A 22,571-nucleotide genomic window follows, 5' to 3' on the forward strand; every position below is an offset into this window, starting at 1 on the left:
ATAATCATATTCCACTCGAAAGGAGCTTGTCAGATGTAAAGGTACAATCCTTCCTAAAAATAAATATAAGGGGATGTGCCTATATGAAAACTGCAAACTTCCGCTATTTATGGATTGGCCAGACAATCGCAAATGCAGGCGATATCTTTTATGCAGTAGGGCTGATTGCCCTTCTTTACGAAGCGACTGGATCGGCATTTTATTTAGCAGCCGTTCCTTTTGCTATTACTGCGGCTAAATTCTCAAGCGGGCTGGCCGCCCCGCTTCTTCTCGACAAATGGGAATTGGATCGGATTCTTGTCTATTCGCAAGCGGGAAAAACCGCCTTCCTTTCCGTGCTTGCTATCGGAATAGCTTCGGGACAATCCGGCAATTTGCTCTTTATGTTTTTATGCATTATCACTATCTCTGTTTTGGACGGCTGGGCTGCCCCTGCCAAAAATGCTATGCTTCCTGGCCTGGTACCTTCAGATGAGCTCGTAAAAGCTAACAGTTTTACCGCGAGCATCGATCAAAGCGTACAGCTTGGCGGCTGGGCAGTCGGCGGAGTGCTTGCTGCTTTAATTGGGGCTATGAGTTTAATTTGGATTTCGGCTGGATTGTATGCTGCCTCAACTATTCTGCTAAAGAGGATCAAGTTTAAGCCAATTCCTTTTGAAAGCAATGAGGAAGGAATCTGGAGCCGTCTGAAAGAGGGCTGGATTGGAATATGGAAAAGTCCATCTCTCCGATCCATCCATTTCATATTGGTTCTTGAAACAGCGGCAGGAGCCGTATGGATTGCGGCCATACTTTATATTTATGTGAAAAATCAGCTGCAGATGGGGGAAGAATGGTGGGGATATATTAATGCCAGCTTCTTTGCAGGCCTGATAGCCGGAGGACTCTTCGGTGTGCGGTATGCTTTATGGATTGATCGAAACAGCCGGAAGGTCCTGATCACTGGGGCATTCGGAGTCAGTGCAGCAGCCTTTATTTTCGGAATGACAAATGTACCTTGGGTTGCGCTGGCAGCATCTGCTTTTTTCGGGATGATGGAACAGCTTAAAAATGTTTGTCTGCAGACGGCTGTTCAGCGCTTTACCCCTTCGGCGCTCCTATCCAAGGTCTATTCAGCCCAAAGCTCTATGCTCGCACTTACCTTCGGACTAGGATCGCTTGCTGTAGGAGCTGCGGCGGAGAGGATTCCGATTTATTTCGTTTTTATGCTGTCCTCAGGAATCCTGCTTCTATCAGCAGGATACACCATTCTGCGCAAAAACAGACTTTCCTCCTGAGAACAAAAGAGCAAAAAGGTCAAATAATTTCGCGGCGACCTGCAGCAAATCAAAAGAGGGGCTGTCTAAAAAGCCTTGCCAAGAGCAACAATATGAAAACCCGGAAACGCTGGTATGCATTTCCGGGTTTTCATTTTCCGTTAAGGATTAAGGATTATGAATGATATCAACTTTGTTCTTTATCCATAATTGGTATGGCTGATTGGAGCGGAAGGTGCGAGACTCCAGCGGGACAAGTGAGACACCGTAGGCGCAGAGCGCGGAGGAGGCTCACCGCCCGCCCAAGGATAAGGGATCATCCTGCAGCGGAAATCAGCCAAATCCAATCCAATTTCAAACAGCGGGAGCAGCTTTGAGAACTGCTTTCTAACAGCCTCGTTTTTTAGCGGCTTTTTTCAAACCATTCATTAATCTGCTTCATCATAGCCTGCATTCCTTCAAAATTAGAAAATTTCGGGAGGTCAGCAAGCATCGCCTGCTTTGGAGGGGCAGCCCCTTCCCCCTTTTTTTGAAGAATGAAAATGCTTTTGGCATGCTGTTCTCCCTGGAACATGGACAATGGCAGCTGCAATAACCCCTGTATATAGGCCTTCTCCTTAATAAATGCATTCAGTTTAGGAGCTTCCTTGGAACTGAATAGCTGATTTGGGATGATGAAAAACAAGTATCCTCCCGGTTTTGTATGATTCATGCTTTGTTCAATAAAGAGATGATGGGCATAGGAGTGGCCTTCGTCAGCTTTCAGTGTATAGGCTGAGGCACCTTCATCATTCGGATAAAAGCCTACAGGCAAATCACAAATAACAGCGTCCGCCGGATCCACAAATAAATTTTGAAGGCTATCCTGATTATAAAATTGAACAGGATGCTTTTGAAGATTGGCGTTAATATAGGAGAGTTGAATCAGAAGGTCATCTACATCCACCCCTGAGCTTTCCACTTTATGATCCTTAAGCTGATTTAATACAGCTGTAAGCAGGTTGCCGGTACCGACAGCTGGATCCAATAGTGAAAATACCGGCTGATTGCTCATGAATCGCTGAACGAGATACCCTGTAAAAATCCCTACTGAATCCGGGGTCATTTGGCGGTTTGGGTGAGCGCCTTCCTTCAGGCCCTTTAGCACACATAATTGGAATGCTTTTCTAACCTCTTCTGATTCATATGTATCAAGCTGGATATCAGCGTATAGTTTTCTTAATTTTTTCTTTGCTAATTCACTTAACTCGTCTTGCAGTACATCACCATGAAATAAGTTTTCTCCTGTTTCAGCTACAGCCTCTACATAGGATAATTCCAATTCTTCGGCAAGCTGTTCAGATGATTCATTTAAAGCAGTAAACAGCTTTTCCATATTTGAAACGGTTTGCATCCTTTTCTCCTCCTAGAGCATACTTCCTACTATTTTAGATAAGCTCTGATTGAAAGACAAGGCTTATGCCTAAAAAAGCGCAAGCGCCTTGAAGGAATGAAGTTCTGCTAAGTGCGCGACGTCCTGTCGCAACGCTGAACTGACCCGCGTCCTGCGGGCCTCCGGAAATAATAACCGGAGGCTTTTGAAATTTAATTGGCTGCTTTCGCTGCTTCAATCGCTGCTTCATAATCTGGATGATTTGTAGCTTCACTAACATATTCAGCGTGAACCACTTCATTATTGCTGTCGACAACGAAGACGGAACGAGCCAGAAGACGAAGTTCTTTAATCGCCACTCCATACGCTTCACCAAAGCTAAGATCCCGGTGATCGGAAAGCGTCACGACATTTTCCAGCCCGTTTGCAGCACACCAGCGTTTTTGAGCGAATGGCAGGTCATTGCTGACCGTTAAAACTGTTACATTGTCAAGCTTCGCTGCTTCTTCATTAAATTTTCTTGTCTGTGCATCACAAACTCCTGTATCAATAGATGGAACGACCGAAATAATGCGGATTTTTCCTTTTGTGTCCTCAAGAGTTACTTCAGACATATCATTAGCTAACACACGGAAGTCAGGAGCTTTGTCCCCTTTTTTCACTTCTGTATTCGGCAAGGTTACCGGATTGCCTTTAAACGTAATATTCGCCATGTTCATTCCTCCTCTATCATCTATGGATCTATGTACAATTTCATGATAGCTTGTCCCAGGAGGCTTTGCAAACTAAATATAGCTTTATTTACTGAATTTTACAAAAATGCACAATCTTGAATAACATGGAGCATTCAAAAAGAACCAATCAAAAAAAGGCCTGTACTCAGAACTTATGTTTTCTTAGAAAATTCTGATTGGACATCCTTACTAAAAAGTGTAAATAGCTGCCCTAACCATCCCATCAAAAATAAAACCCGCTGGCAATCAGCGGGTCCCATTTTGCTATTAAAAGTCGATATCATCTCTCATAGAAGATGGCTGGCCCTTTGAACCGGAATCATTTTTCTTAAACATTTTCTGGATTTTCTCCATCGTTTGAGGGGCAGATTCCAGAATTCTTTCATATAAGTGTGTACTTTCATCGAGATGAAGCATTTTAACTCCATTATGTCCGACAATAAGAAAGGCAATAGGTGTGATGGAAACTCCGCCTCCGCTTCCTCCGCCGAATGGCATTCTGCTGCGGCTGCTATTTCCGGACACATGTCCAGCCTGAGGCTGGGCAAAAGATTGATCTTCGCCGGAACCTGCCTGGCCAAATTCGCTGCCGCCTGCAGCAAATCCAAAGCCTACCTTAGAAACCGTTAAAATCACGCTTCCATCAGGAGTCTCGACTGGATCTCCAATGATGGTATTCACATCCACCATTTGCTTTAAATTTTCCATGGCTGTTTGCATTAAACCTTGAATCGGATGGTCGCTCATAATGTTGCCCCCTATGCAGTATTATTGTGTTCTCCAAATATTTTGGATAAAGGCTTATTGGCAAAGGACGGCTTTCCGCCCTTCCAATATTTAACGAATCGCAATCCACCGATAATAGCATGTCCGATTCGAAACCGGACTATACCTATAATCATTGTATCCATACAAAGCCCTTGAAAAATGGGAACGATTGAAAGAATAGGCTGTGTTTTCAGCTGCATATAATTTCCTGCCGCACCGCATATTAGACCTTTAATTGTCCAAAGCATCCCGGCAGCGCCGCCCGTGGAAGCAGCATCCCCTAATCCGAATCTGGAATGCCATTCGAATGATGTAATTTCGATATGCTTCAGAAATTTCTTTGCTATAGTATGAAGACCAGTAATATGTGCCGCCAGCTCTTTAAAATCCCCTAACCCCGTTTTAACGTCACTTTCTGTAATGTGATCTTCCTTCGTTTTCCCGCTGCTCTCTTCATTACCCATATTGGATTCCTCCACTACGCTTACACTCATATCCTTTTCACTTGCTTTAATAACGGGAACCTTAAATGAGTAGCGAAGCAATCCGCCCCATGCTCTCACCTTTACTTTTAAGTCATCATTCTTTCCAATCCGGCGATATTCAACAGTGATGGTCAGCTTCGTAAAGGCTATAAGCAGCATAAAAAGAAAGATAAAAATAAGAATTCCATATACCCATAACATTTATACCGCCCCTTTCAGCATTTAAGTATCGCCTTGTATGCCTCCTTTTAATCGAAAGGCTGTAAACTTGCCTTTTAAGCCTGTCTTCGAGGTGGAGGTGGAGCTTCGGCGTGTCCCTTAACACCCTGTCCGGCCCGTCCCGCTCCAATCTGTAACAAATCAAAAAAAGCTGTTTCCCAGTTTATCCAGGAAGCAGCTTTTTTTATTTGTTTCTGAACAAGTTTTCATGAATGACAGTGGTATCTGCAAACAGATCATGCAATGCCTGTTTTTTTGGAGTAAATCCCGCTACCAGGTACGCGACCCAAATCGTTTTGCTGATAAATCGACCGACGAGTTCTCTGAAAAGGATCGTTCCCCAGGATAGAGGTTTTTCTTGATTTAAGGAAACCACCCGGATACCAAATATCATTTTACCAAGCGTCTGATTTAGAAATTTCGTCATCAGCACGAAGTATAGAAAGAAAATAAGCAATTCCAGAAGCGGTTTAGGAGAGAACATTGAACTTCCTCCATCGCTTCCTGAAAAGATAAATATGGGCTTGATCAATATAGCATTAATCCCTGCGATAACAGCAAGGTCAATAAGATAAGCCCAAAAACGAATCCAAAACCCTCCATAAACCGGTTCTGAGTGAACGGTTTCCGATGTCAGGACAGAGGGCCGTTCCACTGTATCGTCAAATGTCGTGTCCATACAACGCCCTCCTTTATTTTGAATACATGTACATCAAGCGGCTATTAGCCGGTTTTGAAAACAGTTCATATAAGCCGAACATTTGATACTCATCACTGAAGGCTTTTTTCGCTCCCATTGAAAGCAAAGAATCAAAGCCTGAGCTTTGTTTATATTCAAATACCTCGGCATTTTCGATTTTTAGATCCTTTTTCATTGCCGCTACAGTGTCATCAATATAGCCCAGTTCATCAACGAGCTTTTTTTCTTTCGCCTGGCGTCCGTCATAAATACGTCCGTCCGCGATTTTTTTTACGTCTTCCCGGCTCATTTTGCGGCCTTCGGAAATAACACCCACAAATCCTTCATAGGCATTGTTCACCATTCCCTGAAGGATATTGCGCTCTTCTTTTGTCATATCACGTGATGGAGACATAATGTCTTTATATGGTCCGCTTTTAATCGTCTCAAACTTCACGCCATATTGCTTGGCGAGCTCGCCATAGTTCACACCCTCCATGATGACTCCGAGAGATCCGGTAAGCGTGTCAGGAGCAGCGAAGATTTTATCTGCTGCTGTTGAAATATAGTAGCCTCCTGAAGCTGCTGTAGTTCCCATGGACACATAAAGAGGTTTTTTTGTTTTCTTTTTCAGTTCCATTAAATGCTTATGTATTTCTGCACTTTCTACTACTCCGCCGCCTGGAGAATTTACATTCAGAATGACTCCGCTAATTGAATCATCCTTCTGAACCGCATCGATTTTTTTCAAAAACTCCTGATGATTGTATCCGGAGCTTTGAAAGAAAGAAGCTGATTCTCCCGTATCCTGAATAACCCCATCTACTTCAAGCACAGCAATTCTATTTTCTGCAGAACCTTCCTGAATGATTTCTTCATCGAACTCTGAATCATTCATCGCAAACATTTCATTTGCCGCGCTTTGAAACGTTGTAACGGTATTGAAGATTGCTGAAACTACGACTAGCACAACGGCGATCCCCAATGCAGCCCACCTTTTTCCATTCATTCTGTATCCTCCTTCATTCTCTTCAATATCATTTTTATAGCGGTAAAATTGTTCCCTTATATAAGTAAAAAAGAACATGTCTTAAGGGATAAATGGTAAAATAAACAACATAACACATTGTATCATAATTTTACTCTTCAAGGATAACATTTCCATTTTAAGGGAGGATGTACCATGACAAATCGCCGCAATGTATTTTTTTATTATCGGAACTCGGATGTCTTAGGAGACAAAGTAGAATCATTGACGAAGCTCGCTGAAAAATACGGGTTTACTGTTGTGCCTCACTCAAAGGATGCAAACATCATCGCAAGCATCGGAGGAGACGGTACATTCCTTCAGGCTGTCAGGAAAACAAATTTCAGAGATGACTGCCTTTATGTAGGGATCAGCACAAAAGGTTCAGCCAGCGTTTATTGCGATTTTGTATTGGATGATACAGAAAAAATTATTGAAGCGATCACAACGGAGCAGGTTGAAGTCCGAAAATACCCTGTTATCGATGTAAAAATTGATGAATCCGCTTCTTTTAAATGCTTAAATGAATGCACCATCCGCTCTGGGATTATTAAAACCTTTGTCATTGATGTGCATATTGACGAAATCCATTTTGAAACGTTCCGCGGAGACGGAATGATTATTTCAACACCAACGGGAAGTACAGCTTACAGCAAATCTGTGAACGGGGCAGTTATCGATCCTCTTCTGCCTTGTTTTCAAGTAAGTGAGCTCGCTTCCCTCAACAATAACCGATACAGAACACTAGGTTCTTCCTTCGTATTGAGCGGCAGCCGGAGACTAAGATTAGAGGTAGCTCAAGATGGAAATGACTATCCGGTAATCGGGATGGACAATGAAGCACTGAGCATCCGCAGCGTTCAGCAGATTGAAGTGACATTAAGCCCTTCTATCATAAAAACAGTTAAATTGAAGGACAACTCCTTCTGGGAAAAAGTGAAGCGCAGCTTTTTGTAAGCAATAGGAAGGCCGTCCCTGGATTGGGGGCGGCCTTTGTTTTTATTCAAAGCAAACTAAGTGAACATTTCCGAGCAGATCCTGGATTCAGAAATCAGCCTTTTGATAAACAACTTTCCCTTCCGCTACTGTCAATGCCACTTTCATTTTGAGGAGATCATCCGGATTCTTCATTGTAAACGGATCGCTATCGAAAATGGTAAAATCCGCGTCAAACCCAGGCTGAATTTTCCCTCTTTCGTTTTCCTTATAAATAGCTGCAGCGCTTCCTATTGTATAAAGCTTAATTGCTTCATACATGGAAAGTGCTTCTTCCATGTAGTATCCAGGCTCCTCTGGTGTATGAATACTTTTCCTTGTTACAGCTGCATGAATCCCTAAGAGCGGATCAATCGGTTCAATCGGTGCATCTGATCCGCCGGCACATGGAATTCCACGGTCTATTAGAGTTTTCCAGGCGAAGGATGTTTTTACTCTTTCTTCTCCCAGCCTCTCTATAATCCAAGGGAAATCACTTGCTGTAAATCTTGGCTGGATATCAAGAATAATCGGCATTTTCTGCAGCCGTCCGATTAGATCCGGACGGAGAATTTGTGCATGAATGAATCGGTCTCTCTTTCCACTTGCAGGAGGATAGAGTTCAACTGCATTCAGTGCCATTTCACATGCCAGATCCCCAATTACATGAATGGCAATTTCTTTTCCGTATATCCTTGCTTTCTTCACGAGCTCATTTAACTCGCTCTGAGTATGTACAGCAACCCCAGTAACATTCGGTTCATCTGAATAAGGCTTGCTTAAAAGTGCAGTACGCCCTCCAAGTGCTCCATCTGCAAAGATTTTCATTGCTCCAAATTCGATAAATCGCTGATCTTCTGCCATGGCCTGCATAAACTCGTCTATAACAAGGTGATGGACGAGGAGATGCGCTTTAAATGGAAGGGCTTCGGATAAAACTTCGTTATAGGCATCAATTGGAAGCTGCATGTCTCCGTAATAGGATAAGTCCTCGGAATGCCCCCGGTTAATCCATATTTGAAGCAATCTTGAACAGCCTTGCAGAGCGCCTGCTTCAAATAATCCTTTGAAACAGTGGGAATCGTTTCAAACAAAACGATATCCTGAGCTCTGTCCATTAAAAACCCAGAAAGTGAACCATCTTCCCTGCGGCCGATAATTCCTCCTGCTGGATCCGCCGTTTCCTCTGATATGCCAGCAAGCTTTAATGCAGCTGAATTTGCTAATATAGCGTGCCGGCAAATTCTTTTTAGTACAATTGGATGATCTGCAGACATTTCATCTAGAACCGTCCGGTCAAACATCCATCCTTCGCTCAGCTGATTTTCATTCCATCCTTCTCCGATAATCCATTCTCCCTTTGGAGTATGTGCAATTTTCCCGGCGAGTGCTTCTTTAATGCCTTCTTGGCTTTCCATCTCCGAAAAATCAAGCCTCATTAATTTCTCACCATGGCCTATTAAATGGAGGTGACTGTCCACAAAGCCAGGAAATACGGTTTTTCCATTTAGATAAACTTCCTCATCAATGGTATCCGCATATTCGGCTCTGATTAATTTTTCATCGCCTGCTGCTTCAATTTTATTTCCTGCTGTATAGATAGCCTCAACCTGTTTGGTTTCGCTTTCCATTGTATATATTGTGCCGCCATACCATAGCGTTCCCATGATTATCCTCTCTTTCTATGTATTTCTATGAAATCTAGTATACCCCATAAAGAAAACCAGGCGGCTGCCCGGCTCTTTTATTTCCCTGTGAAATTTAAACACTTTCTCTCATTTGCTCTTTTTGACGAAGCTCGATTCTCCGGATTTTTCCGGACGCAGTTTTTGGCAGGTCTGTTACAAATTCTATTTTCCGCGGATACTTATACGGCGCTGTCAGCTTCTTCACGTGCTCCTGCAAAACCTTCACCAGACCCGAATCTTCAGCATCTGCTCCTTCACTGAGGACCACATAAGCTTTTACCACACTGCCTCTTATTTCATCCGGGCTGGCGACAACGGCACACTCTCTGACAAACGGGTGTTTTATAAGCGCATCTTCCACCTCAAAAGGTCCGATGGTATAGCCTGAGCTGATGATAATATCATCCGAACGGCCCTCGAACCAAAAATAACCATCCTCGTCCATTCTTGCTCTGTCACCTGTTAAGTAATAATCTCCTCTGAATTGCATAGCTGTTCTTTCCGGATCTTTGTAATATTCCTTGAAAAGTGCCGGAGTTGAGCGATGTACAGCAATGTCGCCTACCTCTCCACTCTGGCAAACATCTCCATTCTCATTAATGATGGCCACTGTATTTCCGGGTGTAGGTTTCCCCATTGAGCCTGCTTTAATTTCCATACCTTTCATTACTCCGACCAGAAGCGTATTTTCAGTTTGCCCATAGCCATCGCGCACCTCAATACCAAAGTTCTTCCTGAAAATATCAATAACCTCTCTGTTCAAGGGTTCTCCAGCGGAAACGGCACTATGCAGATGTGAGAGGTCGAAACGGGATAAATTCTGTTCTTTAGCCATCAGTCTATATTCTGTCGGCGTACAGCATAATACATTAATTTGCTGATCCTGCAAAAGCTTCATATAATGTGACGCTTCAAATTTCCCGTGATAGATAAAGCCGGTTGCTCCCATACCAAGCACGGATAAAAACGGACTCCAAATCCATTTTTGCCAGCCTGGTCCAGCAGTCGCCCATACCTTGTCATCTTTATGAATGGAGAGCCAATTGGCTGCAGCGGTTCTGAGATGCGCATATGCCCAGCCATGTGTATGTATAACACCTTTAGGATTTCCTGTTGTACCGGATGTATAGGAAAGAAAAGCAGTGCTGCTGTTCTTTGTATCTGCAAAATCCATCTCGCCGGATTGCCGGCTCATCTCTTCCGTTAATGTGCGCCAGCCCGTCTGAGGTTTTCCTATTACCCATTTAAGCAGAGCTTGTGCTTCCTCTACTTCATTTGTCTGCTCCGTAAATTGGTCATAGCAGATGATTCCTTTCACCTCGCCATGGGTAATTCTGTAGCGCAGATCTTTAGGCCTCAGCAATTCAGAACTCGGGATGACAACTATTCCCGCCTTTAAAGCCCCCATATAAACGGCATAGGCTTCGACAATTCGCGGCGTCATGATCAGGAGCTTGTCCCCCTGACGCAAACCCGCTTCAATTAAAGCGCTTCCAATTTTATTTGCTTCCGAAATTAATTCTCCATATGTAAGCTCTTTGCGATGAACCCCGTCTTCCCAAATCAGTGCAGTTTTTTCAGCCTCAGCATTTTGCTCTATTTCTCTTACAAGGTTGTAATTAACAGGTGCAATTAAGCTGTCCCGGTTCATATGTAACTCCCCCTCTGCATTCTTCCATTTAATTATACAAAATATTTATAAAATTTTGTATAATAAAGATTCAAATTAGAAGGGAAGAGGACTTTTCATCTCAAACCTTTATGTATATTAAGTACGTGTCTCTACGCAATACAAAATAAAAAGAGCAGGGTTGCCCCTGCTCCTGTAGCCATGTTTATTTATTATTTTTGGTATCCACTCATGTTTGATTGAGCGTAAGAAACTAGACGCTTAGTGATCTCTCCACCTACAGATCCGTTAGCGCGTGCAGTAGTTTCTGCTCCAAGGTTAACACCGAATTCAGAAGCGATTTCGTATTTCATTTGATCGATCGCTTGTTGTGCGCCTGGAACTACTAGTTGATTAGAGCTGCTTTGTCTGCTTTGTGCCATGTGTTCTCACCTCCTTGTGAATATAGAGTGTGTAATAACACATGTCTTCATTCTTCAAATCTTGCTGGTAATTGTTACTAGGAAATCACCTGATTCAAAGGTTCAAAGCAGACTGTTTAAACGATTAGCTGAAGCGTCATTTTCTTCGGAAAAATCAAGAGTGACAGTGTGTTCAACCGCCGCCTTTGTCAGGCTTTCAAAGTCTACAAAACTTTCGTATCGATTTGCTTTATCAAGTTTCGGCCTCGTTTTTGGCGCTGCCGGAGTAAAAATTGTACAGCAGTCTTCAAAAGGACGAATGGAAATATCGTGTGTGCCAATCTCTTTTGCAATCTTGATAATTTCCGGTTTATCAAATGAAACGAGCGGCCTGATGACCGGAGTCGCTGTTACATCATTAATAGCAAACAGACTTTCAAGCGTTTGGCTTGCCACTTGTCCTAAGCTCTCACCTGTAACAATTGCAAGCCCTCCATTTTTAATCCGGAGCTGATCCGTAATTCGAAGCATCATTCTTCTCGTAGAAGTCATCGTATAGTTTTCAGGCACCTGCTGTTGAATTTGCTCCTGAATCGCTGTGAAAGGAACAATATGAAGCTTCATTTTCCCTCCATATTTGGAAAGCTGTTCGACGAGGTCAATGACTTTTTGTTTCGCTCTTTCACTTGTATAGGGGGGGCTGAAGAAATGAACAGCTTCCAATTCGACCCCTTTTTTCATCGTCATATAGGCTGCGACAGGGCTATCCAATCCGCCTGAAAGCATCAGCATTGCTTTCCCGCTGATTCCCGCAGGCAGTCCTCCTGCACCGAACGTATCCTGAAACATGATGTATGTTCCTTCTGTACGCACTTCTACTTTAATCTCATGATCGGGCTTCCGTACATTTACGGTCAGCTCTTCAGTATTTGTTAGGATATGCCCTCCAAGAATGCCGTTCATCTCATCAGATGGCACTGGAAAAGTCTTATCCGCTCTCCTTGCACTGATTTTAAAGGTGTCACCGGGCTGGTATACAGAACGGATCGCTTCCAAAGCAGTTTTCTTAATTTCTTCAACATCACTCTCGCACTTCGCGGCAAGGCTGAAAGAATGAATACCGAAAATGCCTGTCAGTTTTTTCGAAATTTCCTGATGCGGCTCCCCTTTAAGCTGAATGTAGATCCGGTCGCGATTTGACTGAAATCGGATAGCAGGAAAGTCCTTCAATACTTCTTTTATATTTCTTCTAAGTCTTTCAACAAATTTACTGCGGTTTTTTCCTTTGGTGGAAATCTCCCCGAACCGCACGAGTATATGTTCAAATTGCATAAATCTACCTCTTCATTTTCATAATATGCTTAATGGACTGTTCAAGAGCTGTGAACAGGTTTTCAAGCTGTGAACGGTCTGTATGGAAATCCAGGCTAATTCTTATTCCGCTCTCAGCCTCATCCTTGCTTTTGCTCATCGCCAGAAGGGTTTTGCTCGGTGAACTCTGTTTTGAAGTACAGGCAGAGGTGGTTGATACATAAATTTCACGTTCCTCCAGCCTGTGAACGAGAACTTCCGATTTAATCCCCGGAACAGAGAAATGAATGATGTGCGGGGCTGAATGCCTCTTAGTGGTGTTCAGTACAACGCCTTCTATTTTGCTCAGTCTTTTGAGTATTAGCACTTTTGTCTCCTCAAGAGCTTTTCCCAAACGTGCATAGTCTTCCTTCGCCATACGAAGAGCTTTAGCGGCTGCAGCGATCCCTGCTACGTTTTCAGTACCGGACCGATATTGATTTTCCTGTTCGCCTCCTGAAAGAAGCGGTTTAAGAAGGATGCCTTTTCTTACATATAAAATACCTGTTCCTTTAAGACCATGGAATTTATGGGCTGAAAGGGAGCATAAATCAACACCTGCTGCTTTTAGGTCCAGTGGAACCTTCGCTGCTCCCTGAACATGGTCTGTATGAAATGAAATGTCAGGATATTCTTGAAGTAACGCTCCAATTTCTTCAATTGGCTGGATGATTCCCACTTCATTATTAACGTGCATCACCGATACTAAAATCGTATCTTCCCTTATTTCTTTTTTCAATTGTGAGGGGCTGACTCTTCCTTCTTCATTAACTGGAAGAATGGTCAAATCAAAGCCAAAATCCTTCTCAAGCTGCAAACAGGCTTCCATTACAGATGGATGCTCAACAGCAGATACAATAATATGCTTGCCCCTATGTTTTTTCATAAAAGCCGTACCTTTAATAGCAAGATTATTAGCTTCCGTTCCTCCTGAGGTAAACACGATTTCATCCTCTTCAGCACCAAGGAGATGGGCTGTCTGCTTTCGTGCCTGCCTCATTAGATTTTCAGCATCGCTCCCCATTTTATGAAGAGATGACGGATTGCCGAAAAAATCATTAGTTACTTGTATATAGGATGCCAGAACATCTGGAAAAGGTTTTGTTGTGGCACTGTTGTCTAAATATAGCATTTTCATTCCCCCATGGATAAATGCACACATCGTAATATGTTATCATATTGGCCAGAATATTGAAATGGAGAAATCTATCCGTTGACGAGATGAATTTTTTGAATAAAATTAAAATTGAAACAGTTGAACAATTCGACATTTTTCACTTAGCTGTGTTAATATCTTACCGGTATGCATTGTCGGAGTCAGGAGGCTTATCATGAAACAAGGTTTATCAACTAAGGAAACGTTTGTAGTAGGATTGATGCTGTTTGCCTTATTTTTCGGAGGCGGAAATATGATTTTCCCCCCTTCATTAGGACAAGCAGCAGGTACGAGCGTATGGATTGCCATAGCCGGCTTTCTCATAACAGGTGTAGGGCTTCCATTGCTTGGAGTCATTGCCATTGGTTTGACAGGATCTGATGTGCAATCATTAGGGAGCCGGATTCACCCCGTTTTCGGAATAGTCTTTACCATTGTCCTTTATTTAGCGATTGGTCCGCTATTCGGTATTCCGAGAACCGGAACCGTCGCCTACGAAATAGGAGTAACCCCATTTCTTCCGGAAGGAATGGCTAAAAACGGAATCTCCTTATTCATCTATACCGTTATATTTTTCGGTGTAACCTACTGGCTTTCTTTAAACCCAAGCAAGCTTGTAGACAGAATTGGAAAGCTCTTAACCCCGGCTTTGCTGGCGATTCTCGCATTACTTGCTATTAAAACAATAGCAACGCCGATGGGAGCCGCAAAGGCACCTCAGCCTGCTTATCAGGATAGCCCGTTTTTCAAAGGTTTTTTAGAGGGGTACTTGACGATGGACACCCTTGCCGCCCTGGTCTTTGGAATAGTTGTCATTAACGCTGTTCGGGATAAGGGAATAACGAGCAGCAAATCCATCACAAAAGTCTGCATACAGGCTGGACTTATTGCGGCTGCAGGATTGGCACTGGTTTATCTTTCTCTTGCCTACATGGGGGCAACAAGCGTAGACTCCGTCGGCTATCAAAGTAATGGCGGACTCATTTTATCCAAATCAGCCAATGTCCTGTTTGGTTCTTTAGGAAACATTGTCCTCACACTGGCTATTACATTTGCATGTCTAACAACCAGCGTTGGACTTGTATCAGCCTGCGGACAATATTTTTCGAAAATTCTACCAAAGGTATCGTACAGCATCATCATTCTCGCACTATCCATTTTCTCCACGGTGATTGCAAACTTTGGTCTGACACAGCTCATTACATTTTCAGTACCGCTTCTGACAGCGATTTATCCGCTCGCCATCGTCCTGATTCTGCTGTCATTCGTTGACCAAATATTTAACAGGGCTCCGGAAGTATACGCCATTAGCCTGCTTTTCACAGGCCTCATTAGTTTCGCTGACGGTTTAAAGGCGGCAAATATACAATTGGCTTCCATATATAATCTTTTCGATACGTTTGTTCCTTTATTCTCAAAAGGAATCGGCTGGATTATACCCGCTATAATCGGTGCCCTTATCGGGTATGTGATCGCTCTTGTCCGCAGACCAAATCTTAAAACGAAAGAAAGTCATTAAAAAAGGACAGATCCATTGGATCTGTCCTTTTTCTCTGCCGGCATTCACGGCTTTATTTGTTTTTCAATTCTTCCAAATCCTCTTCAACAAGCGATCCGATTTTTTCAAAGGAACCCGGCTCTACATGCTCGATAGCGGTTGCTGCCTTCTTTAATGAGCTTTCATATTCATAATGCCTGAACAGGTTCTCTGCTTCATGCAGCTCTTTTGAAAGCTTCTCATTCCGGCTTCTGAACCGGTTTCCATACTGGATAATTTTTTCAACATAATACACTTGTTCAATCATATCTTCCGTCTGCTGATGGACTTTCGAAGAAGCAGCGACGGCATCCTCAAGGAGGATATTGACCGCTACCATATCCAGCGGAATTTCATCCAGTTTCTCAGAGACGTGGGCGATTGTCTTCTGTGCCTCTCTTAACAGCTCAGAGTAGGCTGCCGGCATTCCTGGAACATTGCTTTTGCTGATTAGTCTGGCAGAATCACTAAGCAAACGTCTTGCCTCTGTAAGCTGCTCGCGTGCCAGCAGCTCCTCTTTTCGAAGTGCATGAAGCATCTCCCGGTACTCATTATGTTCTGCCCGTACTTCAGACATCTGTTTCTCAAGCTCAAGCAGCTCTTCTTTCAGAAGGGAATAAGCAATTTTTTCACTCGCCATTTTATCCTGTATGTGATTGAATCGCTTTTGAAGCGCCGCTACCTGTTTATCAATGCTGCGCAGTCTGGATGTTTCCTCTTCGCTTAGATGATAGCTTTTTTTCACCGTGTCCGTTTCTTCTTTTGAAATAAGCTTAGCAGCTGTTAATTCATGAAGTGCTCCCTCTGTCTTCGCGGTTTCAGATAACACAAAATGGTGGGCATGCACTTCCTTTTCTAAAAGATCATACATCGTTTCAATCGATTCGTGGATCTCTTGGAGACTTTCGCTGATTCCGTCCAGTTCAAGTTCGCAGATCTTTTCCTGAAAAATGATCAGCGTACCGGATATCCGCTCTGCTTCACTTTGAATTTGAATGTGCTCAAGAAAATATCCCTGTTCTGCCATTTCCTTATACCCATCAGATATTTCAGCCAGCTGATTCGGAATTCCGCTCTGACAGTCTGCTAGCATTGCGGGGATCATCTCTATTTTGGCGCATAGCTCATCCAAAATAACATTTTGTTTTGTAAGGATTTCTCTCGCAGCCAAATAATTGCCTGCATCTGTTTCAGCTTCAAAACGCTTTAATTCTTCATACACTTCATAAAGGCCGGTCTCAAGCTTTGCATGAGCTCTTCCAAACGTATGACTGTGGGCAAGCAGGGTCTTCTTCGCTTTTTTAAATTTCTCTTTTACATCTTCAATTTCAATGCTGTTTCTCTCTTCGCTCGTTACTAGCTCATAGATTTCTTCGATGATCTGTTCAATGTTCTGATCGGCTGCCTCAAGCATCCTCTCAATATGGGCCAGTACCTCTTTCGATTTCTTGAATCGGTACTTGTCCGCATGATCTTCTGCATCAAATAGCAGCTCTTCTACTTCAGGAAGCTGGGACGTGATAATTTCATCCCATTCCAGTCTCCATTTTTCAAACAGTTCTTCCGCTTGTCCAGTCATCTTCAATTCTTTTACTCTGGACATCTCATCTGCGAGCGACCGGTTCATGATTTCAATTTTTCTCGCTTCAAGCCGGTCAACTTCCCGGTATATATTTTTCCTGATAAAATAACCGGCTGCGAAAAAGATAACGAGCGCAGCCAGTAAACCAATAACGACTTCCATAATGGGCCCCCTTGCTGTATATAAGAAAAAGCACAAGCTCTGATAGCCCCATGAGCTGCTTGCGGCTTACGTCTGCTCAAGCGTTCAAAAGCTTCACGCCGGAAAAAGAATCATGAGCCGGCTGATCCGCTGCGTTGATTGTTTATAATATAAATGTGCCCGTATAAAGGCTTTTACCATTGAAAAAATACGGTCTGCCGCTGTCATGTTAGAATATCTATCGACTCTATCAATACACTTCGTTTGTCATATGCACATTCTATGTATAACACTTGCAAAAGTTATGTTATTTCAATGTTTTTATGATACCATGTTAACGATATTTTTTGACCAGTTTTTTTAATTTTTTACATGCTATTATCCTGCTTTATGCCAAGGGGGAAAAGAATTTGATTAAATTTGACGGTCATATCCATACTCCCTTTTGCCCTCACGGCTCCCCGGACAGCCTTAAAAGCTATGCCGAAAGAGCTATTGTGCTTGGGTTTAAAGAGATTTCGTTTACAGAGCACGCTCCTCTTCCCGAGGGATTTTCCGATCCTGTTCCTGAGAAGGACAGCGCTTTGCCGATAGACCAGCTGGAACCCTATTTACATGCCATTCATGACGTAAAAAAAGCATATTCAAAGGAGATTAGAATTAACCTGGGGTTTGAAGTAGATTATATCGAAGGCTTTGAATCAGCAACGTCCAAATTCCTGAACGATTATGGAGAAGCAATGGATGATTCGATTCTTTCCGTCCATTTCCTGCTGAACAATGGGTCCTATTACTGTTTGGACTACAGTGAAGAAGGTTTTGAAGAAATTTGCCGGGCTGCAGGCTCAATTGAGCAAACCTATGACCTTTATTACCGGACTGTAGAAAAATCCATTCTTTCCGATTTGGGGACTTGGAAGCCAAAACGAATCGGCCATATCACACTCGCACATAAATTCCAGAAACTGTTTCCGGCACCCGGTCAAGATTTAGAACGAATCAGCAGCCTGCTTGATTTAATAAAAGCGGGCGGCTATGAGCTAGATTACAATACGGCGGGTTTAAGAAAGAAACATTGCCAAAATGCCTATCCATATGACAGCGCGGCAAGGCTCGCCATTGAAAAAGGCATTCCTCTTGTTTTCGGTTCAGATGCCCATATTGCTTCAGATATTGGAGCCGATTATGCTTACTATCAAAAGCTGATTACAGGATTGCCTCTCTCTTCGGAGTAAGCAAGGAAATCATCCAGCTCTCAAGCTCATGGAAATACTGTTTAACAAAGTAATCTTCATGAGGCTGAAGGTAAAGGACTTCAGCAATATACTGCGGCTGCAGGAAAGGCATCGTCAGCATCCCTTTCAGCTGGACAATGAAATGGCCGATCGGAATTTTGTTCAAACTGCCGTCTCTCATTCCTTCTTCCAGCAGGGAAGCCAGTAAAAACTTTTCCTTCAGCATGTACGTACTCATCACTTCTCTGATCAGCATCGTATCCAGTGTAATTTCCCGATAAACAAACCGGGTTAATTGACGCCGTTCATGCTGGTAGCTTAAAATGTTAAAAACTAAGCGGGTCAGCCTGCTTACCGGACTTTTATCAAGATCAGCAAGAATGGCCCCGTCCATGGCATTTAAATATCCTTCGTAAAAATCGGAAACGAGGTATTCCATTAATCCGGTTTTACCATTGAAATAGTATGAAATATGAGCTACATTGACGCCTGCTTTCTTGGCAATCGCCCTGACGGAAGTTCCAGTGAAACCATTCGTATTAAACAGAGAAATAGCTGATTGAATGATTTTTTCCTTAGTCAGATTAAAGGTTTCCTGTTTCATCCGGCTCACCCCTTGTATTCTTTCCTACTTCTTTCCATAGAAGGAGGGGGAATCCTTTATGATCTTCTCGACAAACTTCCTTTTGCGGGGGATTCCGTTCGTTATATTTGAATGAAAGAAGGAGATAAATCATGTTTCATGTCGAAAAATACTCAAATAACACGAAAGAAAATTACGAACTTGTTATTAAACAGCTGAAGGCTTTACTTGAAGGCGAACCGGACCGAATTGCAAATCTGTCTAACGCTTCCGCTTTACTTAACCAGTTTCTTACAGAAGTTAACTGGGTCGGCTTCTATTTAATGAAAGAGGGAGAACTTGTTCTCGGCCCATTTCAGGGACTGCCCGCCTGTGTAAGAATTCCAGTGGGCAAAGGCGTCTGCGGAACGGCTGCAGCGGCAGGAGAAACCCAGCTCGTAGAAGACGTTCATCAATTCCCGGGTCACATCGCCTGCGATGGTGCGACAAATTCTGAAATCGTCGTACCTTTAATAAAAAACGGAGAAGTCATTGGAGTACTCGATATCGACAGTCCCATAAAAAACCGGTTTAATGAGCTGGACAAAGAATACCTCGAACTCTTTGCAGAAGCACTGCTGCCGTTTATTTAACTTGAGTGAACAGCAAAACAGCCACTCAAAAAAGCGCCGGGACAATTGTCCCGGCGCTTTTTTAATTATTTTTGAGAATCTGCCTGAACGACCACTTGGTCCTTTCCATTGCTTTTCGCTTTGTAAAGGGCCCTGTCCGCTCTTAAAAACAGCTGTTTGGGCGTATCTGCCCGGTCTGCTTCCCACCAGGAAATCCCGCATGAAACTGTAATAGATGGAGATGTGATCTTTCTTACACGTTTTACAAGGCGGTTCGCAACTGCAATGCCAGACTCGACCTCAACCTGAGGCAGGTAAATCGCAAGTTCTTCTCCGCCCCACCTTGCTCCTACATCATGCTCCCTCACATTGCTTTTAATGATATTCCCTACTTGAATAAGAACCTCATCGCCTGTCTGGTGTCCATACGTGTCATTGATTCTTTTGAAATTATCAATGTCAATTAATATGAATACACCATTTCTTTCCTGGCTCATGGATTGGCGGATCCGCTCGTTTAAATAGTTTCTCGAAAACAGCTTTGTCAGATTATCTGTCTTAACAAGCGCCTCCAGCTCCTCGCGCAGCATTGAATTTGTCAGTGCGAGCGTGGAATGATGAATCAGAGACTGAAGAAGCTTAAAGGTTTCAAATGTAAAATGGTAAGGTGTTTCATGAACGGCAATGGCAAAACCTCTGACCTGCTCATTTTCCATCATCGGAACAGCCATTAGGCATCTGTACAGCCCAGACATGTTTTGGCCGGATAAATTACCTATGAAAATACCTTCCTTCTCATTTATTATCTTAGTCTGGACGAAGGAAAGATAAGACTCGGCTTCGGGAGTAATAAAGAAGCCTGTACTGCCGGGCAAAAGCTGGTAGCTTCCGGATGAATCCTTGTAAAAGAATCCTGCTTCCTGTGCATTAAAGGAATAAATGATCCGTTCCGAAAGGAATTTCATCGTATCTTTCAGCGGCATGTTTTTGTTTAGCTGATGGGATGTTTCATTGATTAGCCTCAGGTCCTCAATTACTTTTCTGGACTGCTGATAGAGCTGGGCATTCTCCATGGCGTTTCCGGCCGCGTTCGCAAGCATCATAATGAATTTAATTTCTGATTCCTTGAGAGGGCTGATTTTATCAGATATGACCTCAAGCACTCCGTATATTCCCTGTCTGCCTTTAAGAGGAACAAATACATGGATATTTTCAGAGGAGGTTCTGTCCATTTTAATGGTGCCCGTTAAAAAAGCTTCCATCGCACTGTCCGTTGACCCTTTTTCATCGAAATATAAATCCTTTGTCGGCAGCTGAAGCCTGCTGTCATTGTCATGAGAGAGAAACAAATAAAATATGTAGGAAGAATACATGCTTTGAAGCGCTTCAATAAGTTCAAAAAGCACCTGATCCTTGTCCATAGATGAATGAAACCGCTCAGTCAGCTCATAAAGATGGGTATGCTTCCTTGAATTCATCACACTCATCTCAATCTCCCTGCAATAAAAAAGAAAATTGCTGCAGGACGTGCTGACAGCCATGAGATCATCTTTAGCAGTCAAATCGGCTCCAATCATCTCAAGAACCGCAAACCATTCTTTTTGAGGATCGCCAATCAGCATTCTGCATTGATCGGTCTTTTTAGAAAAACCATTCTCAAACAATTCTTCCCGATCATCCTGTGAGGAAGCTGCAGGGGTCCTATCAGAAGAAGTGCTAGCGGTAAAATAGGGCAGCAAAGGAACATTTGCAGAATAATAGCAGGAAATTGCTACATGTCCAGCGTTAAATACAGATTTCAATTCGGAGGCCAGCCACCTAGACGCCTTTTCAATTGAATGATCTGCTCTTTCATTATATAAATAGGCAAAAAAACGGCCGTTCAGTGATGCAGCCTTGCTGATAGTTTCTTGCATGTTTGGACCACCCGTTAGATTCCAAATTAAGTAAATTTTAATGATTTTATTATAACATAAAACCAGCTCTTTCCATAGATGAACTTTCCCTGTCAGCCTATCAATTAAACACACTGTTGACATCATCTCTCCAACGTCATATAATGTTCTTTGTTGTGTAAAATATTGCAGCCTCAGAATCGCATAGATGTCCCCATTTTGTTCCCGTGCCTGACACGAGGTGCATCGAGTAACTCCCTGCTGCTGGAGCGAGGATGCATGAAAACATAATGGTCATACATGTAAGGTTCGGTCTGGTTTTTATTTTATACAAAATAAAAACACAAGGAGGAGTCATATAATGTCTCGTTATACTGGCCCTAGCTGGAAACTATCCCGCCGTCTTGGAATCTCTCTAAGCGGTACAGGTAAAGAATTGGAAAAACGCCCTTACGCTCCTGGACAACACGGTCCTGGACAACGTAAAAAACTTTCTGAGTACGGTCTTCAATTGCAGGAAAAACAAAAACTTCGTCACATGTACGGAGTAAACGAGCGCCAGTTCCGCAACACGTTCGTTAAAGCTGGAAAAATGAAAGGGATCCTTGGCGAAAGCTTCATGGCTTTGCTTGAATCCCGCCTTGACAACGTTGTTTACCGTCTTGGCCTTGCGCGCACACGCCGCCAAGCACGTCAATTGGTAAACCACGGACACATCATGGTTGACAACGCTCGCGTTGACATCCCATCTTTCCAAGTTAAAGCTGGTCAAGTTATCACTTTGCGCGAAAAATCCCGCAATCTTGATATCGTGAAAGAAGCTCTAGAAGTAAACAGCTTCGTTCCTGAATACTTGACTTTCGATGCTGACAAGCTTGAAGGAACTTACACTCGTCTTCCTGAGCGTTCTGAGCTTCCAGCTGAAATTAACGAATCTCTTATCGTTGAGTTCTACTCACGTTAATCGATTTGAAGAAAAAACCGCTGAACTTTTGTTCAGCGGTTTTTTTTGTTTTGTTTATTGTTTTTTTCACTCCCCCTCACCTGGATCTCCTCCTTTGATTGTAGACACTAACATGTATAAAGTGACCCTGTAAATTATATGGGGAGCATGGCACAGCGTAATGCACTGACCCTTAATACGGTAATGCGATGGGGGAACAAGCTAAGAGCGCGTCAACCCTTATTACATCTAACTTGAACAGCAACGGGGACGGAGGTTTAGTTCTTTAGCACAGCGGGGGTCA

19 protein-coding genes and 1 pseudogene are annotated in these 22,571 nt (G+C 43.1%); 6 read left to right on the plus strand and 14 right to left on the minus strand.

Annotated elements, in window-relative coordinates:
- Window positions 1-83 precede the first annotated feature (83 nt).
- A complete protein-coding gene (locus J9317_RS14665; protein ID WP_211559813.1) occupies window positions 84-1,277 on the plus strand; it encodes an MFS transporter in 1,194 nt (397 codons plus the stop codon).
- A 382-nt stretch (window positions 1,278-1,659) separates the two neighbouring features.
- Here J9317_RS14665 and J9317_RS14670 read toward each other — a convergent pair whose 3' ends face one another.
- From J9317_RS14670 to sppA, 6 genes are all read right to left on the minus strand, one after another.
- Window positions 1,660-2,631, minus strand: coding sequence for a class I SAM-dependent methyltransferase (locus J9317_RS14670; RefSeq protein ID WP_211562416.1), 972 nt, complete (start codon window positions 2,629-2,631; stop codon window positions 1,660-1,662).
- Between the two features lie 209 nt (window positions 2,632-2,840).
- Window positions 2,841-3,341, minus strand: a complete 501-nt coding sequence (gene tpx / locus J9317_RS14675; RefSeq protein ID WP_211559815.1) for a thiol peroxidase — start codon at window positions 3,339-3,341, stop codon at window positions 2,841-2,843.
- A 288-nt stretch (window positions 3,342-3,629) separates the two neighbouring features.
- Window positions 3,630-4,109 (minus strand): GerW family sporulation protein, encoded by a 480-nt coding sequence (gene ytfJ, locus J9317_RS14680; protein ID WP_211559817.1) that lies wholly within the window; start codon window positions 4,107-4,109, stop codon window positions 3,630-3,632.
- Between the two features lie 11 nt (window positions 4,110-4,120).
- On the minus strand, window positions 4,121-4,816 hold the full coding sequence (locus J9317_RS14685; RefSeq protein ID WP_211559819.1) for a DUF2953 domain-containing protein: 696 nt from the start codon (window positions 4,814-4,816) through the stop codon (window positions 4,121-4,123).
- Window positions 4,817-5,018: 202 nt separating this feature from the next.
- Complete coding sequence (locus J9317_RS14690; RefSeq protein ID WP_211559821.1) at window positions 5,019-5,513, minus strand: RDD family protein; 495 nt, start codon at window positions 5,511-5,513, stop codon at window positions 5,019-5,021.
- Window positions 5,514-5,526: 13 nt separating this feature from the next.
- On the minus strand, window positions 5,527-6,522 hold the full coding sequence (gene sppA, locus J9317_RS14695; protein ID WP_211559824.1) for a signal peptide peptidase SppA: 996 nt from the start codon (window positions 6,520-6,522) through the stop codon (window positions 5,527-5,529).
- A 174-nt stretch (window positions 6,523-6,696) separates the two neighbouring features.
- Here sppA and J9317_RS14700 point away from each other — a divergent pair, with 174 nt between their 5' ends.
- Window positions 6,697-7,497: an NAD kinase gene (locus tag J9317_RS14700; protein WP_211559826.1), complete on the plus strand. Its 801-nt coding sequence runs from the start codon at window positions 6,697-6,699 to the stop codon at window positions 7,495-7,497.
- Between the two features lie 87 nt (window positions 7,498-7,584).
- Here J9317_RS14700 and J9317_RS14705 read toward each other — a convergent pair.
- The 5 genes and pseudogenes from J9317_RS14705 to J9317_RS14725 form a co-directional block, all read right to left on the minus strand.
- Window positions 7,585-9,182, minus strand: a pseudogene (locus tag J9317_RS14705) (amidohydrolase).
- A 94-nt stretch (window positions 9,183-9,276) separates the two neighbouring features.
- Window positions 9,277-10,854, minus strand: coding sequence for an acyl-CoA synthetase MbcS (gene mbcS / locus J9317_RS14710; RefSeq protein ID WP_211559828.1), 1,578 nt, complete (start codon window positions 10,852-10,854; stop codon window positions 9,277-9,279).
- 191 nt (window positions 10,855-11,045) lie between these two features.
- Window positions 11,046-11,255 (minus strand): alpha/beta-type small acid-soluble spore protein, encoded by a 210-nt coding sequence (locus J9317_RS14715; RefSeq protein WP_211559830.1) that lies wholly within the window; start codon window positions 11,253-11,255, stop codon window positions 11,046-11,048.
- A 102-nt stretch (window positions 11,256-11,357) separates the two neighbouring features.
- Window positions 11,358-12,566, minus strand: coding sequence for a tRNA uracil 4-sulfurtransferase ThiI (thiI, locus tag J9317_RS14720; RefSeq protein WP_211559832.1), 1,209 nt, complete (start codon window positions 12,564-12,566; stop codon window positions 11,358-11,360).
- A gap of 4 nt (window positions 12,567-12,570) precedes the next feature.
- Window positions 12,571-13,716: a cysteine desulfurase family protein gene (locus tag J9317_RS14725; protein ID WP_211559833.1), complete on the minus strand. Its 1,146-nt coding sequence runs from the start codon at window positions 13,714-13,716 to the stop codon at window positions 12,571-12,573.
- Window positions 13,717-13,915: 199 nt separating this feature from the next.
- On the opposite strand from J9317_RS14725, the gene brnQ reads away from it, so the two are divergent.
- Complete coding sequence (brnQ, locus tag J9317_RS14730; protein ID WP_211559835.1) at window positions 13,916-15,259, plus strand: branched-chain amino acid transport system II carrier protein; 1,344 nt, start codon at window positions 13,916-13,918, stop codon at window positions 15,257-15,259.
- Between the two features lie 52 nt (window positions 15,260-15,311).
- Here brnQ and ezrA read toward each other — a convergent pair whose 3' ends face one another.
- Entirely contained in the window at window positions 15,312-17,021 is a 1,710-nt protein-coding gene (gene ezrA, locus J9317_RS14735; RefSeq protein ID WP_211559837.1) for a septation ring formation regulator EzrA, read from the minus strand.
- A gap of 392 nt (window positions 17,022-17,413) precedes the next feature.
- On the opposite strand from ezrA, the gene hisJ reads away from it, so the two are divergent.
- Window positions 17,414-18,235 (plus strand): histidinol-phosphatase HisJ, encoded by an 822-nt coding sequence (gene hisJ / locus J9317_RS14740; protein WP_211562418.1) that lies wholly within the window; start codon window positions 17,414-17,416, stop codon window positions 18,233-18,235.
- Here the strand turns inward: hisJ and refZ are convergent.
- Window positions 18,207-18,839, minus strand: coding sequence for a forespore capture DNA-binding protein RefZ (refZ, locus tag J9317_RS14745; protein ID WP_211559839.1), 633 nt, complete (start codon window positions 18,837-18,839; stop codon window positions 18,207-18,209). The genes hisJ and refZ overlap by 29 nt on opposite strands.
- 131 nt (window positions 18,840-18,970) lie before the next feature.
- On the opposite strand from refZ, the gene J9317_RS14750 reads away from it, so the two are divergent.
- Window positions 18,971-19,450: a GAF domain-containing protein gene (locus J9317_RS14750; RefSeq protein WP_211559841.1), complete on the plus strand. Its 480-nt coding sequence runs from the start codon at window positions 18,971-18,973 to the stop codon at window positions 19,448-19,450.
- A 65-nt stretch (window positions 19,451-19,515) separates the two neighbouring features.
- Here J9317_RS14750 and J9317_RS14755 read toward each other — a convergent pair whose 3' ends face one another.
- Window positions 19,516-21,345 carry a sensor domain-containing diguanylate cyclase gene (locus J9317_RS14755; RefSeq protein WP_211559843.1) on the minus strand — a complete coding sequence of 610 codons (1,830 nt, stop codon included), beginning with the start codon at window positions 21,343-21,345 and terminating at the stop codon, window positions 19,516-19,518.
- A 340-nt stretch (window positions 21,346-21,685) separates the two neighbouring features.
- Here J9317_RS14755 and rpsD point away from each other — a divergent pair, with 340 nt between their 5' ends.
- A complete protein-coding gene (rpsD, locus tag J9317_RS14760; protein ID WP_211559845.1) occupies window positions 21,686-22,288 on the plus strand; it encodes a 30S ribosomal protein S4 in 603 nt (200 codons plus the stop codon).
- Window positions 22,289-22,571: the final 283 nt, after the last annotated feature.

The organism is Metabacillus flavus, from assembly GCF_018283675.1.
GTDB lineage: Bacteria > Bacillota > Bacilli > Bacillales > Bacillaceae > Metabacillus_B > Metabacillus_B flavus.

What these genes read in the sequence shown, in the direction of transcription:
- J9317_RS14665 (WP_211559813.1), top strand. Translation starts at nt 84, where the DNA reads ATGAAAACTGCAAACTTCCGCTATTTATGGATTGGCCAGACAATCGCA.
- J9317_RS14670 (WP_211562416.1), bottom strand. Translation starts at nt 2,631, where the DNA reads ATGGAAAAGCTGTTTACTGCTTTAAATGAATCATCTGAACAGCTTGCC.
- tpx (WP_211559815.1), bottom strand. Translation starts at nt 3,341, where the DNA reads ATGGCGAATATTACGTTTAAAGGCAATCCGGTAACCTTGCCGAATACA.
- ytfJ (WP_211559817.1), bottom strand. Translation starts at nt 4,109, where the DNA reads ATGAGCGACCATCCGATTCAAGGTTTAATGCAAACAGCCATGGAAAAT.
- J9317_RS14685 (WP_211559819.1), bottom strand. Translation starts at nt 4,816, where the DNA reads ATGTTATGGGTATATGGAATTCTTATTTTTATCTTTCTTTTTATGCTG.
- J9317_RS14690 (WP_211559821.1), bottom strand. Translation starts at nt 5,513, where the DNA reads ATGGACACGACATTTGACGATACAGTGGAACGGCCCTCTGTCCTGACA.
- sppA (WP_211559824.1), bottom strand. Translation starts at nt 6,522, where the DNA reads ATGAATGGAAAAAGGTGGGCTGCATTGGGGATCGCCGTTGTGCTAGTC.
- J9317_RS14700 (WP_211559826.1), top strand. Translation starts at nt 6,697, where the DNA reads ATGACAAATCGCCGCAATGTATTTTTTTATTATCGGAACTCGGATGTC.
- mbcS (WP_211559828.1), bottom strand. Translation starts at nt 10,854, where the DNA reads ATGAACCGGGACAGCTTAATTGCACCTGTTAATTACAACCTTGTAAGA.
- J9317_RS14715 (WP_211559830.1), bottom strand. Translation starts at nt 11,255, where the DNA reads ATGGCACAAAGCAGACAAAGCAGCTCTAATCAACTAGTAGTTCCAGGC.
- thiI (WP_211559832.1), bottom strand. Translation starts at nt 12,566, where the DNA reads ATGCAATTTGAACATATACTCGTGCGGTTCGGGGAGATTTCCACCAAA.
- J9317_RS14725 (WP_211559833.1), bottom strand. Translation starts at nt 13,716, where the DNA reads ATGCTATATTTAGACAACAGTGCCACAACAAAACCTTTTCCAGATGTT.
- brnQ (WP_211559835.1), top strand. Translation starts at nt 13,916, where the DNA reads ATGAAACAAGGTTTATCAACTAAGGAAACGTTTGTAGTAGGATTGATG.
- ezrA (WP_211559837.1), bottom strand. Translation starts at nt 17,021, where the DNA reads ATGGAAGTCGTTATTGGTTTACTGGCTGCGCTCGTTATCTTTTTCGCA.
- refZ (WP_211559839.1), bottom strand. Translation starts at nt 18,839, where the DNA reads ATGAAACAGGAAACCTTTAATCTGACTAAGGAAAAAATCATTCAATCA.
- J9317_RS14750 (WP_211559841.1), top strand. Translation starts at nt 18,971, where the DNA reads ATGTTTCATGTCGAAAAATACTCAAATAACACGAAAGAAAATTACGAA.
- J9317_RS14755 (WP_211559843.1), bottom strand. Translation starts at nt 21,345, where the DNA reads ATGCAAGAAACTATCAGCAAGGCTGCATCACTGAACGGCCGTTTTTTT.
- rpsD (WP_211559845.1), top strand. Translation starts at nt 21,686, where the DNA reads ATGTCTCGTTATACTGGCCCTAGCTGGAAACTATCCCGCCGTCTTGGA.